General features: G+C 72.2%; 15 protein-coding genes. 9 read left to right on the top strand and 6 right to left on the bottom strand.

All coding sequences use genetic code 11. The annotated features are described in order from the left end of the window. Positions 1-116 precede the first annotated feature (116 nt). Positions 117-1,178, top strand: coding sequence for a hypothetical protein (locus LG391_RS10200; protein ID WP_225767906.1), 1,062 nt, complete (start codon positions 117-119; stop codon positions 1,176-1,178). Positions 1,179-1,199: 21 nt separating this feature from the next. Next, on the top strand, positions 1,200-2,225 hold the full coding sequence (locus tag LG391_RS10195) for a LacI family DNA-binding transcriptional regulator (RefSeq protein ID WP_225767905.1): 1,026 nt from the start codon (positions 1,200-1,202) through the stop codon (positions 2,223-2,225). Positions 2,226-2,230: 5 nt separating this feature from the next. Here the strand turns inward: LG391_RS10195 and folK are convergent, their stop codons facing one another. After that, on the bottom strand, positions 2,231-2,725 hold the full coding sequence (gene folK / locus LG391_RS10190; protein WP_225767904.1) for a 2-amino-4-hydroxy-6-hydroxymethyldihydropteridine diphosphokinase: 495 nt from the start codon (positions 2,723-2,725) through the stop codon (positions 2,231-2,233). Positions 2,726-2,907: 182 nt separating this feature from the next. On the opposite strand from folK, the gene LG391_RS10185 reads away from it, so the two are divergent. The 3 genes from LG391_RS10185 (at position 2,908) to LG391_RS10175 (ending at position 5,852) form a co-directional block, all read left to right on the top strand. Further along, positions 2,908-3,762, top strand: a complete 855-nt coding sequence (locus LG391_RS10185) for a bifunctional 5,10-methylenetetrahydrofolate dehydrogenase/5,10-methenyltetrahydrofolate cyclohydrolase (protein ID WP_225767903.1) — start codon at positions 2,908-2,910, stop codon at positions 3,760-3,762. Next, positions 3,762-4,400: a cyclodeaminase/cyclohydrolase family protein gene (locus tag LG391_RS10180; RefSeq protein ID WP_225767902.1), complete on the top strand. Its 639-nt coding sequence runs from the start codon at positions 3,762-3,764 to the stop codon at positions 4,398-4,400. The genes LG391_RS10185 and LG391_RS10180 overlap by 1 nt, the downstream gene beginning before the upstream one ends. 444 nt (positions 4,401-4,844) lie before the next feature. Beyond that, positions 4,845-5,852, top strand: coding sequence for an OmpA family protein (locus LG391_RS10175; protein WP_225767901.1), 1,008 nt, complete (start codon positions 4,845-4,847; stop codon positions 5,850-5,852). A gap of 144 nt (positions 5,853-5,996) precedes the next feature. Here the strand turns inward: LG391_RS10175 and cysQ are convergent, their stop codons facing one another. Genes cysQ through LG391_RS10160 form a run of 3 tightly spaced genes read right to left on the bottom strand, consistent with a single transcriptional unit; the run spans position 5,997 to position 8,979 of the window. Then, positions 5,997-6,779: a 3'(2'),5'-bisphosphate nucleotidase CysQ gene (gene cysQ, locus LG391_RS10170; protein ID WP_225767900.1), complete on the bottom strand. Its 783-nt coding sequence runs from the start codon at positions 6,777-6,779 to the stop codon at positions 5,997-5,999. Further along, complete coding sequence (locus LG391_RS10165; RefSeq protein ID WP_225767899.1) at positions 6,776-8,149, bottom strand: aspartate aminotransferase family protein; 1,374 nt, start codon at positions 8,147-8,149, stop codon at positions 6,776-6,778. The genes cysQ and LG391_RS10165 overlap by 4 nt, the downstream gene beginning before the upstream one ends. Further along, a complete protein-coding gene (locus LG391_RS10160) occupies positions 8,146-8,979 on the bottom strand; it encodes a helix-turn-helix transcriptional regulator (protein ID WP_225767898.1) in 834 nt (277 codons plus the stop codon). The genes LG391_RS10165 and LG391_RS10160 overlap by 4 nt, the downstream gene beginning before the upstream one ends. Positions 8,980-9,081: 102 nt before the next feature. Here LG391_RS10160 and LG391_RS10155 point away from each other — a divergent pair, with 102 nt between their 5' ends. Further along, complete coding sequence (locus LG391_RS10155; RefSeq protein ID WP_225767897.1) at positions 9,082-9,807, top strand: class I SAM-dependent methyltransferase; 726 nt, start codon at positions 9,082-9,084, stop codon at positions 9,805-9,807. On the opposite strand, the gene LG391_RS10150 is transcribed toward LG391_RS10155, so the two are convergent. Next, complete coding sequence (locus tag LG391_RS10150) at positions 9,804-10,937, bottom strand: acyltransferase (RefSeq protein ID WP_225767896.1); 1,134 nt, start codon at positions 10,935-10,937, stop codon at positions 9,804-9,806. The genes LG391_RS10155 and LG391_RS10150 overlap by 4 nt on opposite strands. Positions 10,938-11,100: 163 nt before the next feature. Then, positions 11,101-11,955 carry a MurR/RpiR family transcriptional regulator gene (locus tag LG391_RS10145; protein WP_225767895.1) on the bottom strand — a complete coding sequence of 285 codons (855 nt, stop codon included), beginning with the start codon at positions 11,953-11,955 and terminating at the stop codon, positions 11,101-11,103. A 174-nt stretch (positions 11,956-12,129) separates the two neighbouring features. On the opposite strand from LG391_RS10145, the gene LG391_RS10140 reads away from it, so the two are divergent. From LG391_RS10140 to LG391_RS10130, 3 genes are read left to right on the top strand one after another with little or no spacing between them, the layout of a single operon-like run. After that, positions 12,130-13,023 (top strand): BadF/BadG/BcrA/BcrD ATPase family protein, encoded by an 894-nt coding sequence (locus tag LG391_RS10140; protein WP_225767894.1) that lies wholly within the window; start codon positions 12,130-12,132, stop codon positions 13,021-13,023. Beyond that, positions 13,020-14,120 (top strand): N-acetylglucosamine-6-phosphate deacetylase, encoded by a 1,101-nt coding sequence (gene nagA / locus LG391_RS10135; RefSeq protein WP_225767893.1) that lies wholly within the window; start codon positions 13,020-13,022, stop codon positions 14,118-14,120. The genes LG391_RS10140 and nagA overlap by 4 nt, the downstream gene beginning before the upstream one ends. Continuing rightward, on the top strand, positions 14,101-15,123 hold the full coding sequence (locus tag LG391_RS10130) for an SIS domain-containing protein (RefSeq protein ID WP_225767892.1): 1,023 nt from the start codon (positions 14,101-14,103) through the stop codon (positions 15,121-15,123). Before nagA ends, LG391_RS10130 begins: the two co-directional genes overlap by 20 nt. Positions 15,124-15,284: the final 161 nt, after the last annotated feature.

Here is a 15,284-nt window from a genome sequence, read left to right as displayed (position 1 = left end):
CCCCCGCCTCGCGGTAAAGGCCGACACGCACCGGTTCGATTTGCATTGATTTTTCATAAACGTTTATCTAACAACGCCTCGCGCAACCGGCCTGCCGGATCCGACCCGCGAGCGTCATGACCACCGCGCTGACCGAGGCTGCGATCGCCGTTCTCCGGGCGAACGACTGCGGCGACCGCACCGCGCCGACATCCTCCGCCCCTCCCCCGGCGCAGCAGGGCCGGGCGTCCTGCCTGGTCGCGCTCGGCCTCGCCAAGTTCGATGAGGACCGCGCCTGGACCGAGATCGAGAGCCTGCTGGCCGGGCAGCGGCCGGACGGCATGGTTCCGCACCTTTCGGTCCGCGGCCGGCGAGCGGCCGGCCTGACGCAGCCGCCGGTCGCCGCCACCGCCGCCCGCCATCTGTTCGAGCAATGCGGGGTGCGGCGCGCGCGGCCGCGCCTGCGGCTGCTGGCGCCGAAGCTTCTGGCCTGGCACCGCTGGTTCGCCGCGGCGCGGGACCCCGAGGGCACCGGGCTGGCGGCCATCATCGATCCCCGGGAAAGCGGGATGGAGGGCAGCCCGGCCTGGGATGCGGCCGCCGCCCCGGTCCGCGTCGCCGATATCGGCGTCAACGCGATCCTGCTGCGCGCCAACCGCGATCTGCGCTTCCTGCTCGACATGATCGACGACCGGGCCGGCATGGCCGAGGTCGACCGCATGATTGCCCGGACCCGCGCGGCGCTGGAGGCCTGCTGGAACGAGGCGGACGGCCTGTACCATTCGCGCGACCTCCGCAGCGGGCAGGCGATCCGCCGGCCCGCCATCGGCGGCGTCCTGCCGCTCTATGCCGATCCGACCCTGGCGGTGCGGCACCCGGCCCTGCCCGCCCGGCTGGAGCGCTGGCTGGACCAGGCCGCGGTCGCGGTGCCGAGCTTCGAGCCCGGCCGGGCGGAATTCGAACCCCGGCGTCCCTGGCGCGGCGCGGTCTGCCTGGCCGCCACCTGGATGCTGCATGACGGCCTCCGGCGCGCCGGCCGTCGGGACTTGGCCGCGCGCATCCGCCGCGACAGCATGGCCGTTGTGGCCCGGAGCGGCTTTCGCGAATACTTCGACCCGATCACCGGCGAGGGGCTCGGCGGCACCGGCGCGTCCCGGACCGCGGCCATGGTGCTGCTGTTCGCCGGGATCGAGGACTGACCAGGACGGCGGAACGGGCGAATGGCGGATCGCAAACGGGTGGGCATCGTCGAACTCGCCCGATCGCTTAGACTGTCGACCTACACCGTCTCCCGCGCGCTCAACGGCCACAGCGACGTCGCCGACGACACCCGCAAGCGGGTGGTGGCCGCGGCGGCGGAGGTCGGCTACAGGCCGAACGCCCTTGGCCGCACCCTGCGCCGCGGCCGGGCCGACGCCGTCGGCTTCCTGCTCACCCCCTCGCCCACCGCGCTGGTTGACAGCTATTTCCTGCCGCTCCTGACCGGCATCGACGCGGTGCTGGCGCCGGCGGGCTATGCCGTTCTGGTCGCCGGCGCCGCGCCGGACGAACAGGAGACCGAGACGCTGCGCCGGCTGGTCGAGGGCCGGCGGGTCGACGCCGTGATCCTGACCCGCGTGCGGGTCGGCGATCCGCGCGCCGACTATCTGCGCCGCCAGGGCTTCCCCTTCGTCATGCTGGGCCGTGACGGCGACCGGCCGGAGACGCCCTTCGTCGACGCCGACCATCGCGCCACCGGCCGGGCCGCGACCGCCTGGCTGGCCGCCCGCGGCCATCGCCGCATCGCCCTGATCAACACGCCGGCGCAGGTCAACGCCAGCCGCCAGCGCCTGCTCGGATGGCAGGAAGCACTGGCGGCCGCCGGCCTGGCCGCCGACCCCGACTGGCACCGCTGCGGCGACTACACCGCCGAAGCCGGCCGGCGGCAGACCGCCGCCCTGCTGGCGCTGTCGCCGCGGCCGACCGCGATCCTGTGCGGCAATGACGAGATGGCGTTCGGCGCCGTCGAGGCGGCGCGCGCCGCCGGCCTGTCCGTCGGCAGCGACGTCTCGATCATCGGCTGCGACGACATCCCGATCGCGGCGCTGGCCAACCCGCCCCTGACCACCTTCCGCACCTCGCTGCGCCCCTTCGGCGAGCGCCTGGCCGAGCAGCTGCTGGCCCTGCTGCGCGGCGAGACCCCGCCCTCGCATCTGGTGGTGCCGGAGCTGGTCGAGCGCGGCTCGGCCGGGCCGGCGCCGGCTTAGCCGGGCTAGTCCAGCCGCAGGTCGTCGCGCCGGACCACGTCGGGCAGCGGCCCGAGCGCCCGCAGCAGCTCGGCCACGCTGCGGCCCTCGACCGGATGGACCCAGCCGGCAGCGACGTCGGCGGCAGGCGCCAGGACGAAGCCGCGCTCCGCCATCCGCGGATGCGGCACCACCAGATCCGGCCGGCCGATGACGCGGTCGCCGTAGAGCAGCAGGTCGATGTCGATCAACCGCGGCCCGTTGGGCCGGCTGGGCACCCGGCCGATCTCCGCCTCCGCCGCCTTCAGCCGCGCCAGCAGCGCCTCGGGCGCGAGCCCGGTCCGGGCGGCGACGCACATGTTGAGGAAGGCGGGCTGGTCGGTGTCGTACATCGGTGCCGTCTCGTAGACGGCGGAGGCGGCGTCGATCGTCGTCTCGCGGCGCAGCCAGGCGATCGCCCGGCGCAGATTGGCCGTGCGGTCGCCGAGATTGGTGCCGAGCGCGAACAGGACGGGGACCATGGCGTGCTCCAGGACGCTTGCTCCGGGCCCGGGCCGATTCCGGGCCACGCCGCGAATCGGCCGATCGGTGTCGCGGCCCCAGTGGCAGGGGGCGCCGGCGTTATGGCCTTGTCCGGCTGAAATGTCGAGCCGGGGGCGCCGTCGTGGTGTATTCCGGGCCGGACGCTGAACGGGACCTCGCCATGGCCGAAGCCGCCGCCCTGCTGGGAAAGCCGATCGCCGAGCGGATCCGGTCGCGGATCCTGGAGGAGACTCCGCCCGGCCTCCGCCCCTGCCTGGCCGTGGTGGTGGCCAGCGACGACGCGGCGGTCGCCCGCTACGCCGCCGCCAAGCAGCGCACCGCCGATGCGCTCGGCCTCGGCTTCCGGGTCGAGACGGTCGATCCGGCCGGCGGCCAGGCCGCGCTCGACGCCCGCATCGCCGCGCTGTCGGCCGATCCCGGCGTGCACGGCATCCTGATCGAGCTGCCGCTGGCCGCCGGGCTGGATGTCGAGGTCGCGATCCGGCAGCTCGACCCGCGGAAGGATGTCGACGGGCTGACGCCGCACAATCTCGGCCTGATCGCCGCCGGGCGCGAGGCCGATGCGCTGCTGCCGGCCACCCCGGCCGCCTGCATCCGGCTGGCCGAGGCCGCCGCGGAGCTGAAGGGCACCCGGGCCGTGGTGGTCGGCCGCGGCCGCGCCGTCGGCCGGGCGCTGGCGCCGATGTTGGTCAACCGCGACGCCACGGTGACGGTGTGCCACAGCCGCACCCGCGACCTGGCCGCCGCTGTCGCCGCCGCCGACATCGTCTTCGTCGCCGCCGGCCGGCCCGGCCTGGTCACTGGGGCGATGGTCCGGCCGGGCCAGGTGGTGGTCGACGCAGGCATCTCGGTGGTCGAGGGCCGGGTGGTCGGCGACGTCGATGCCGACGGCGTCCGCCCGGTCGTGGCGGCACTGACGCCGGTGCCGGGCGGCGTCGGACCGCTGACCGCGACCCTGATCTTCGCCAACCTGCTGCAGGCCATGGACCTGCAGCGCCGCGCCGGGAGGGTGTGATGACCGCCGAGACAGAAGACAGCCTGTGGCGCTGGCCGCTCGCCACCTTCCGCGACACGCTGGCCAGCGATTCGCCGACCCCCGGCGGCGGTTCCGCCGCCATGGTGTCGGCGACGCTCGGCCTCGGCCTCGTGGTGATGGCGCTGCGCATCACCGCCAACAAGACGGCCGACCGGGGCTTCCTCGACACGCTGATCCTGTCGGGCGAGCGGCTGATCGCCGAGCTGTCGGCCCATGCCGAGGCCGACATCGCCGTGTTCGACGCCTATATGGCGGCGCTGAAGCTGCCGAAGGCGACCGAGGAGGAGAAGGCGGCGCGCCGCGAGGCGCTGCGGCAGGCGACGGTCGCCGCCACCGAGGTCCCGTTGAACGCGGCCCAGACCGCGCTGGAGGGCATCGACCTCGCCAACCAGGCCGCCACGCTGGCGGCGACCCAGATCGTCAGCGATGTCGGCGCCGGGGCCGCGACCCTGCGCGGCGCGGTCGAGGCGGTGCTCTACGCCGTCGACGTCAACCTGCGCGGCCTCGACGACGCCGCCCGCCGGCAGGTCTATGCCGAAAGCCGCGACCGTCTTCTGGCGACGGCCGAGCAGCGCGCGGCCGGCATCGCCCGGCTGGTTCGGGACCGACTGCGCTGAGACGGTGATTCTCCGCCCCCGGGGGGCTGTCTGCCACGACCGGCGGACGGGGCGGAGCAGCCGGGCTTCCCGGCGCAAGGAAGGGAATGACGGCCGGCCGCAGATCCTTGAGCCAACATATTGCAATTGCTCATGAATCTTCGGATTCGGAAAAATCCGGACCGCCGCCGGCCCTGTCACGGTCTTGTTGCATTCGCGCCGTCTCGCCGATGACGCTGCTTTTCGGTTTCCAAAATCCAAACAATCAGTTAACCCGGTCGCGAATGGCCGTGCAGGGCAGTGGTGCATCGCTGCAACACTGCGCGAAATTCGCAACAGCACGGTCCATTTCAATTGCGGTCTACGCCCGACCATCGTACATCCAAAGGGAGCGGTCTGGTCGCAGCCCTTGAAGGAAGCGGGGGACGAGACCTCGGTTGAACCGTGATCAGCGAGGTATTGGATATGAAGAAGAACTTGATGTACGCCGTCGGTGCGGCCGCCCTGCTCGTTGCAGCCCCGGCGATGGCGCAGGAGTATCAGGCCACTGGTCTCTATGTCGGTGCCGGCGCTGGCGTCAACATCCGCCAGGATGACAGCTGGAGCGTCAAGGGCACCAACATCGACGGCAAGTCGGAGTACGACATCGGCCCGGCCGGCAACATCTATCTCGGTTACGACTGGGGTTCGTTCCGTGCGGACGCCGAGGTGAGCCTGCGCACCAACAATCTCAATGAAGCCAAGGTCGGCGGCAACACCATCGCCAAGAACGGCCACTTCCGCACCATCGGCATTATGGCCAACGGCTACTACGACTTCGACTTCGGCTCGCCGTTCGTGCCGTACATCGGCGCCGGCGTTGGCGTCGCCCTGCTCGACGCCGAGTTGAAGGCTGGCGGCAACACGTTCAAGGATTTCAACACCCAGTTCGCCTATCAGGGCATCGCGGGTGTGTCGTACAACTTCTCGCCGAACCTGGCCGCGAACCTCGAGTACCGCTACCTCGGCAACACCGAGCCGACCTTCAGCGACCAGGGCGTCAAGCTGAAGTACGACAGCAGCAACAACCACACCATCCTGGTCGGCGTCCGCTACACCTTCGCCCCGGCCCCGGCTCCGGTCGAGCAGGTCGAGACGGTGGCGGGCCGCAGCTACCTGGTGTTCTTCGACTTCGACAGCTCGCGTCTGACCCCGGAAGCCAAGCAGATCGTGGCCTCGGCCGCGGCTGACGCCCTCCAGGGCAAGACTACCCGCATCGACGTCACCGGCCACACCGACCGTTCGGGTTCGGACCGGTACAACCAGGCCCTGTCGGTGCGTCGCGCCGAGTCGGTCCGCCGCGAGCTGGTTGCGGACGGCGTTGCCGACAGCCTGATCGTCACCCGCGGCGTCGGCGAGTCCGATCCGCTGGTCCCGACCGCCGACGGTGTGCGCGAGCCGCAGAACCGCCGCGTCGAGATCGTCATCAACTAAGACGGTCTTTAAAGATCCCATCGGGAGAGGGGGGCGTCCTTCGGGGCGCCCCTTTCTTCATCCGGGGTCCGGCAAGTACAGTCAAAGCAAAGGGCCGCCCCATCGCCGGGACGGCCCTTTGCTTTTGCCGGCAGGCGGAAGGGATCAGCCCGCCGCGGCCCCGCGCGCGACGAAGCCGGCGTTGGCGAAGCCGGGCTTGGCATAGGCCAGCGGCAGGCCGGACGCCGGGTCGTCGATGACGCCGCCGGCGGCCCGCAGCACGGCGTCGGCCGCCGCGGTGTCCCATTCCATGGTCGGGCCGAAGCGGGGATAGAGATCCGCCTCCCCCGCCGCGATCAGCGCGATCTTCAGCGAGCTGCCGAGGATCCGGCGCTCGGCGACGCGGCGCCCCTGCAACCCCGCATCCAGCTTCGGATCGTCGCGGTGCGACCGGCTGGTCAGCACCACCAGCCCCTCCATGGGCGGCGGCCGCACCGCGATCCGCCGCGGCGCCTCGTCGCCCCGCTGCTGCCAGGCCATGCCGCCGGCCGCCCAGAAGCGGCGATCGAAGGCCGGCGCCTCGACCACGCCGAGCACCGGCACGCCCTTCACCACCAGGCCGATATTGACGGTGAACTCGCCGTTGCGGCGCAGGAACTCCTTGGTGCCGTCGACCGGGTCGACCAGCCAGAAGCGATCGGCCGCGGCCGGAATGCCGTGCGCGGCGCAATGCTCCTCGGCCACCACCGGCACGCCCGGCAGCAAGGCGCGGAGGCCGGGCAGGATCAGCGCCTCGGCGGCGTGATCCGCGGCGGTGACCGGACTGCCGTCGCCCTTGCGCAGGGTGGCGCCGTCGAAGCTGTCGTAGATCTCGAGCACCACCCGGCCGGCGCGGCGGGCGAGGTCGACGACCGCCTCAACCGGCGGCAATGCGTCCGAGCTTGTCATGCCGCCTCGCGCAGTGCCGACCAGGTCTCGTCCAGCGCCAGACCGAAACGCCGCAGCATCTCCGCCACGCCGGCCTCGTCGATGATCATCGGCGGACAGAAGGCGACCGCGTCGCCCGGCATGGCGCGGGTCAGGAGGCCGTGCGCCTGGGCGCGCCGGACCAGCCCGGCGCCGACGCCCCTGGCCTTGTCGAAATTGGTCCGGGCGGCCTTGTCGGCGACCAGCTCGGCCGCCGCGATCAGGCCGAGGCCGCGCACCTCGCCGACCAGCGGATGGCCCGCATGGCGGCGCAGGCCCTCCTGCAGCGCCGCGCCGACCCGCCGCACCCGGCCGACGATGTCGGTCTCGCGATAGATCTTCAGCGTCTCCAGCGCCACCGCCGCGGCTACCGGATGGCCGCCATAGGTGTTGCCGTGGCCGAACAGCCCGTGTTTGTCGCTGCCCGCCACCAGCGCCTCATAGACCGGGCCGGAGACCAGCGTCGCCGCGATCGGCAGGAAGCCGGCCGAGAGCTGCTTGGCCACCGTCATGATGTCCGGCCGGATGCCGAACGTATCGCAGCCGAACCAGTTGCCGGTGCGGCCGAAGCCGCAGATCACCTCGTCGGCGATGAACAGCACGTCGTGGCGGCGCAGCACCGCCTGCACCTTCTCGAAATAGGTGCGCGGCGGCACGACCACGCCGCCCGCGCCCATCACCGGCTCGGCGATGAAGGCGGCCACCGTCTCCGGCCCCTCGGCCTGGATCACGGCCTCCAGCTGCCCGGCCAGCCGGGTGGCATAGTCCTCCTCGCTCTCGCCCGGCTCGGCGCCGTGATAGTGATGCGGCGTGTCGACATGCACCACCCGGCCGACCGGCAGGTCGAAGCCGTCCTGGGCATAGGCCAGGCCGGTGAGGCTGCCCGACATCACGGTGACGCCGTGATAGGCCTTGCGGCGGGCGATGATCTTCTTCTTCTCCGGCCGGCCCAGCGCGTTGTTGACGTACCAGGCGATCTTGACCGCGAGGTCGTTGGCTTCAGAGCCGGAATTGACGAACAGCGCCCGCTCCAGCGGCTTCGGTGCGATCGCCATCAGCGCCTCGGCCAGGTCGACCAGCACGTCCGGCACCTTGCCGGCGAAGGCATGATAGAAGGGCAGCTGCCGCATCTGCCGCGTCGCCGCCTCGACCAGCCGCTCCTGGTCGAAGCCGAGCCCGGCGCACCAGAGCCCGGCCAGCCCCTCGATGTATTCGCGCCCTTCCTCGTCATAGACGTGGATGCCCTTGCCGCGGCTGATCACCATCGGCCCGGTTTCGCGATGGGCGCTGAGATTGGTATAGGGGTGCAGCAGATAGGCGACGTCGCGCGCGGCGGTGGAGTTGGGGATCACGGGCGGCGTCCTCCGGCTGGTCGTTGGCGTCCGCCATCGTTACCGAAAGGCAGGGCCTCCGTCCCGGGCGTTTCGCGCATGGCAGGCCCGGAGCCGGGCGCCGCGGGCCGGAAGCAGCGTTTCGGCGTCACCCCGGTGGCCCGGCGGAAGTCGCGGATGAAGGCGCTGGCCGACCCGAAGCCGAGATCATGCGCCACGGCGGTGACCGAGGCGCCTTCGGCGAGCCGGGTCAGCGCGGCCCGCAGCCGGACCTGCCGGCGCCAGGCGGTGAAGCTCATCCGCGCCTCGCGCTGGAATGCCCGGGCCAGCGACCGGGTGGTGGTGCCCAGCCGCACCGCCCATTCGGCCAGGGTCCCGGCATGCGCCGGCTCCGCCGCCAGGGCCGCCTCGATCCTCCGCAGCGCCGGCGACGCCAGGGGCTGCAAGAACAACCGGGGCGCCGGCTCCAGCCGCAGCTCGTCGGCGAAGACCAGGCAGAGGCGATGCCGGGCCCGGCCCGCCGCGCCTCCGTCCTCCAGCGCCAGGATCACCTCGCGCAGCAGCGGGCTGACGGCGACGACGCCGCAACGATCCGGCAGCCGGCGCAACAACGGGCCGCGGCAATAGGCGCTGAGCATCTCGAACCCGGCGGAGGTCTCGACCCGGTGCTCCTCGCCCGCCGGCAGCCAGCAGCCCTGCAGCGGCGGCACGACCCATTGCCCGCGGCGGGTGTGCAGCACCATCACGCCGCGCCCCGGATAGATCAGCTGGGCGAGCGGATGATGGTGCCAGTGCCCCGAGAAGCCGGCCGGGAAGGGGTCGCGCTCGACCTGGATCCAGCTCTCCGCCACGCGATCCCGTTGGTGTCCGTTCCAGCACATAGTCTGTCAGATCATACGGTATCGGACGCCCGTTGAGCAGCCTAGGCTCCCCGCAACCAGAGGAGGAGCCACATGACCCCGACCATGATGGTGCCGCGGACGGAGCCCGCGCCCAGCCCGCCCCGGGACAGCAGGCAGGAGCTGCTGGCCGCGCTGCGCGCCCTTCGACCGGCCTCGGTGCTGGATGTGGGCTGCGGCGTGGGCGCCCTGCTGCGGGCGGTCGCCGCCGACGGCGCGGTGCGCGGCGTCGGCCTCGCGCCGGAGGAGGCCGCCGCCGAGCGCGCGAGGGCGGCGGGGCTGGACGTCCAGCCCGGCCGGGCCGAGGCCCTGCCCTTCGCCGACGGCAGCTTCGATGTCGTCACCCTGGAGTACGTCGCCCATCACGTCGAGCACCTGCCCAGGGCCCTGCGGGAGGCGGCGCGGGTGGCCCGCCGCGCCGTCCTGGTCCTGGACGGCTGGTACGACGAGGCGCTGCCGTCGCAGCGGGTGATGCGCGACCTCGACGGCTGGCGGAAGCGGATCGACCGCCGGCTCGGCATGGTGCACAACCCCTGCCCCAAGCCGTACGACCTGATCGACCCGCTGCTCGCCTGCGGTCCGTTCGAGATCGACTATGCCTGCCGGCTGGAGCTGACCCCGCGACCGCTGGCCGAGCTGGAGGCGGCGGCCCGGCGGCACCTGGAGGCCATCGCCCCGGCGCCCGAGCTGGCGGCGGAGCTGGACCGCATCCTCGACGACGGCCGGCTGCACGGCTGCACCGACGCCGGCACCCTGCTGCTCGCGGCGCGCTGGCCCTAACGCGCGCTGCCGCTCGGCGATGCGGCCATGTCCGCCGGCACGCGCGGAGACACCAGCCGCAGCGCCTCGGCCAAGCGGCGGATCAGGATCGCGGCCGCCGGGATGCGGCGCAGAGCCGGCAGCTCCACCAGGGTCCAGGACAGAAAGGCCACCGGCAGGGTGATCAGCACCATCAGCAGGAAGAGCTGCGGCCACAGGAGGCCGGGCCACAGGCTGATCAGGATCTGACCGATCGGCCAGTGCCAGATATAGGTGGAATAGGACAGCTCGCCGACCCGGCCGTAGCCGAGGATCCACCCCTTCGGAACCAGGGCGAGCCACAGCCCGGCCAACGTCAATGTCAGGATCGACGCCGGCTCGGCCCAGGGGGTGCCCCGCACCAGCACGGTCACGCCGCCGAGCAGCGCCACCAGCCAGAGCGACACCGGAATCCAGCGGCGGTAATGATAGACCGCGACGCCGATCATGAAGCTGATGCCGAAGCAGGCCGTGGCTTCGACGGGTTCCACCAGGCGGAGATCGGTGCCGAAGGTGATGCCCAGGTAGAGGGCGGCGACGGCGGCCAGCGTCAGAGGCAATCGCCGCGGTGCGAGCCACCCGGCCGCCCACAGCAGTGCCAGCACGATGTAGCAGACGACCTCGTAGACCAGCGTCCACAGCGACGCGTTGACCTCGGTCGACCTCGTCACGGCCTCGAACATGCCCGGCAGGCCGGGCACGAACAGGCCGCTCGCCGCCTTCGGCACGAAGAGCCAGGTGTCGAGCCGGCTGAAATAGTCGAGGACGGGCAGGCTGGTCATCAGCGGACCGATCACGAAGACCATGACGGCGGAGAACAGCAGCAACGGCGGGACGATCCGCATCAATCGGGCTGCGGCATAGGCGCTGAGCGAGGACCTCCGGTCCAGGCTCATCGCCACCATGATGCCGCTGAAGACGAAGAAGAGACGCAGCGCATTCTTCCCCATGAGGATGAGCGCCCACCGGAACTGCGGATCCCGCTCCGTATAGTACTGCTCCATGCCGCCGATCAGGATCGAATGCGCGAAGATGATGAACAGCGCGCCGATCATGCGGCACAGGTGGAAGTTGTTCTGCCGCCGCTCCATCGCCTGTTGCAGTGTCAGCAAGCGGACCTCCTTCGCGACCGGTCGCCGCCGTACCGCGCGGCGCCGCGCCGGGGTCATGCATGGCGGCATGCCCAATTGTCTGATGGATGATCCGGCACGACAGGAAAATCGGGCAAGGCGGCCACAAGGCGGACGGAGTCACCCGAAGGAGGGAGGGGCCTTGTCAGCCCTCCTGCACCTCGTGCCGGCGGCCGAGCGCCACGGCGAGGGTCAGGGCCAGGCAGGGGGTGGCCGACAGCGAGCGGAACGCGTCGATCTCGCCCTCATGCACCACGAAGCAGGCATCGGCGATCGGATAGACCGGGCTGAGGTCGCTGTCGGTGATGGCGACGATCGGCACCCCGGCGGCCCGGGCCCGGCGCGCCACCTCCTGCACGTCCGGGGCGTAGCTGCGGAAGGTGACGACGAACAGCGCGTCGCCCGGGCGGATCGCGCGCGACTGCTCGGCCAGCATGCCGCCGAAATTGTCGAGCAGATGCACCGGCCGGTCGAGCTGGGCCAGCAGGTAGGAGAGATAGACCGCGATCGGGAACGACCGGCGCTGGGCCGCCAGATGGATGCAGTCCGCCCGCGCGAGGATGTCGACCGCCCGGGCGAAGACCGCCGGGTCGACGTCGCCGCGCAGCCGCTCCAGCGCGCCGACCGAGATGTCGATGAAGGCGTTGAGCGGGCCGGACGGCGCCTCCGCCCCGCCGAAGCGGGCGTCGAGCGTGCGGATGCGCGCCTCGTAGCTGGGCATCCTCTCCACCAGCTGGGCCCGGAACAGGCGCTGCATCTCGGAGAAGCCGTCGAAGCCCAGCGCCTGGGCGAAGCGGACCAGGGCCGAAGGCTGGACCTCGGCCTTGGCGGCGATCACCGCCACCGTCTCCAGCGCGATCACGTCGGGATGGGCCAGGGCGAATTCGGCGATGGTCTTGAGCCGCTTGCTCAGCGCCGGATACCGGGCGGCGATGGCGCCCCGCAGCGCCTCGAAGCTGTCCGGCGCCGGCTCGACCGCGGCCGCTTCCGTCCCTGCCATGAAGGTTCGTTCCAAACGTTCCAAGTCTTGGAACAATAATCTCAAATCTGGCGGCGTGGAAACGGCATTCGCTGTGGCCCGGCCGCAGCACGAGTGGTATAGACCATCTGGCGCGGTGACGCTGCCGGCGCGGCTTGCTAGCGTCCCGCGCGACAGCATTCCAGGACCGAGGGCATGGCGATCCGCATCCATATCGGCGTCGACGGCGGCGCGACCGGCACCAGGCTCCGCGCCGTCGATCCGGAGGGCCGCGTGCTGGGCGAGGGCACGGCCGGCCCGTCCAGCCTGACGCTCGGCGTCGACGGCGCCTGGGCCCAGATCCGCATCGCGCTGGACGCCGCCGGAATCGCCGAGGCGGACTTTTCGGACGCCGTGCTGGCTTGCGGCCTGGCCGGCACCGGCCGGCCGGACAAGCGCGCCGAGTTCCGCGCCAAGGCACCCGGCTTCGCCCGGCTGCGCCTGTCCTCCGACGCCCATGCCACGACGCTGGGCGCCCATGGCGGCCGGCCCGGCGCCGCGATCGCGCTGGGCACCGGCACGGTCGGCGGCGCCCTGTATGCCGACGGCACCACCCGCCAGGTCGGCGGCTGGGGCCTTCCGGTCGGCGACGAGGGCAGCGGCGCCTGGCTGGGCCTGAAGGCGCTGGGCGAGGCGCTGCAGCTGCTGGACGGCCGGGACGTCGACCCGCCCGGCGGCTCCGCCTTGCACCGGGCCATGTTCGAGACCTGCGGCGCCACCCCGCCGGAGCTGCTGTCCTGGACCTATCAGGCGCCGTCGACCAAATACGCCACGCTGGCGCCGATCGTGGTGCGGCTGGCGGGCGAGGGCGACCCCGCCGCGGCGCGGCTGATGCGGCAGGCCGGACATGAGGTCGACCGGCTGGCCCGCGCGCTCGACCCGGACGGCACCCTGCCCTTCTGTGCCGGCGGCAGCCTGGCGGCGCCGCTGCGCCCCTATATGGACCCGACGATCGTCGCCCGGCTGCGCCCGCCGCAGGGCGACGCCCGCGACGGCGCCGTGCTGCTGGCCCGGTCCCTGGCCCCCGGCGAAGCCTGGAGCGACGCATGACCAAGACCCTCGAAGGCCGGATCCTGACGCCGCACGGCTGGGTCGCCGGCCGGATCGGCTTCGACAGCCATATCCGCAGCATCGAACCGGTCGACGGCGTCGAAGGCCCGATGATCGTCCCGGGCTTCATCGACCTGCACTGCCATGGCGGCGGCGGCGCCGACGCCATGGAGGGCGAGGCCGCGATCCGCACCCTGGCCCGCACGCATGCTCGGCACGGGACGACGTCGCTGCTGGCCACCACCATGACCTCGCCGGTCGAGGAGATCGAGACGGCGCTGGACGGCGCCGGCCGGGTGATCGCGGGACGGCGGCCGGGCGAAGCGCGGGTGCTGGGCGTGCATCTGGAAGGCCCGTTCATCAGCCCGGACCGGCTGGGCGCCCAGCCGCCCTATGCCATCCCCGCCGACCTCGTGCGCATGGCGGATTTCTGCGACCGCGCCGACATCCGGGTCGTCACCTGGGCGCCGGAGGCCGACCCCGACGGCAGCCTGCAGGCCTTCCTGGCGGCCCGAGACATCCGGGTGCAGCTGGGCCATTCCTCCTGCGACTACGAGACCGCGGCCGAAGCCTTCTCGCGCGGGGTCGACGGCGTCACCCATATGTTCAACGCCATGACGGCGCTGCACCACCGCGCCCCCGGCATCGTCGGCGCCGCCCTGGCCCATGCCGAGCATGCCGAGCTGATCCCCGACCTGCTGCACGTCCATCCCGGCGCCATCCGCGCGGCGCTGCGGGCGATCCCGCAGCTCTACGCCGTCACCGACGCCACCGCCGCCAGCGGCATGCCGGACGGCGACTATCGGCTGGGCCGCTACACGGTGCGCAAATGCGGCAACGGCGTGCGGCTGGACGACGGCACCCTGGCCGGCAGCTGCCTGACCATGGACCGCGCCTTCGCCAACTTCGTCGCCATCGGCCTGGCGCCGGAGGAGGCGTCGCGCCGCACCTCGACCCTGGCCGCCGACTATCTCGGCCTGGCCGATCGCGGCCGCCTGGCGCCCGGCGCCTGGGCGGACATCGTCGTTCTCGACGCCGACCTGCGGGTCACGGGCGTCCATGTCGAAGGAGAGTCGATTGACCTCGATCATGCTTGAGGAGGCGCGCGAGGCCCCGGCCCGCATCGCCGACCTCCTGGCCGCCGACGCGGATCTGGTCCGCGACCTGGCCGCCCGGCTGCGCGCCGACCGGCCGCGCTTCGCCGTGACCATCGCCCGCGGCAGCTCCGACCACGCCGCGACCTATGCCGCCTATCTGCTGGGCAGCCGGCTGGGCGTGGTCACCGCCTCGCTGCCGCCTTCGCTGGAGACGCTGGGCCATTCCGACCTGGACCTGAAGGGCAGCCTGGCCATCGCCGTGTCGCAATCCGGCCGCAGCCCGGACCTGGTGACGCCGGTGCGCCGCGCCCGCGAGCGCGGGGCCCTGACCGTCGCCGTGCTGAACTCGACCGACAGCCCGGCCGCCCAGGCCGCGGAGATCGTCCTGGACCAGCATGCCGGGCGCGAGCGCGCCGTGGCCGCGACCAAATCCTACATCGCCAGCCTGGTCGCCGCCGCCCGGCTGGTGGCCGAATGGGCCGAGGATGTGGAGCTGAAGGCCGCCCTGCAGCGCCTGCCCGAGGCGCTGGAGACCGCCGTGCGCAGCGACTGGTCGCCCGCCATCGAGGCGCTGGCGAAGGCCGACCGGATGATGGTCGCCGGCCGAGGCCTGAACCTGGCGATCGCGCAGGAGAGCGCGCTGAAGTTCAAGGAGACCTGCATCCTGCAGGCCGAGGCGATGAGCGCGGCCGAGATCATGCACGGGCCCAAGGCGCTGGTCGAAGCCGGCTACCCGGTGCTGGCCTATGCCCCGAACGACGGCGGGCGCGAGAGCGTGCTGAAGATGGCGGCGGAGTTCCGCGGCCTGGGCGCCGAGGTCCTGCTGGCGGGCGCGCCGGGGGTCGGGGGCGCGTCGCTGCCGCTGCCGCCGCCGCTGCACCCGGCGCTGGACCCGATCCTGGCGATCGGCGCCTTCTATCCCTTCGTCGCCGCCCTGTCCGAGGCCCGCGGCCTGTCGCCCGACGCACCGCGCAACCTGAGCAAGGTGACCGAGACGGTCTGATTCGGCTCAAATCCGATCAATCGCGCCCGGCCGGGGATACTTTCCTGACGGAATTCCCCGGCCGGCCGATCGAAACGAAATCCGGACGGGTCGAAACGCCGATTCTGTAACAAACGAATTCACGCCGGGCCCGCAATCGCTTTACCCTCTGCCCAAAGTGC

The organism is Inquilinus sp. Marseille-Q2685, from assembly GCF_916619195.1.
Classification (GTDB): domain Bacteria; phylum Pseudomonadota; class Alphaproteobacteria; order DSM-16000; family Inquilinaceae; genus Inquilinus.
Note: the sequence above shows the minus strand (reverse complement) of the source record. Positions and strands in the feature narration are given on the sequence as shown.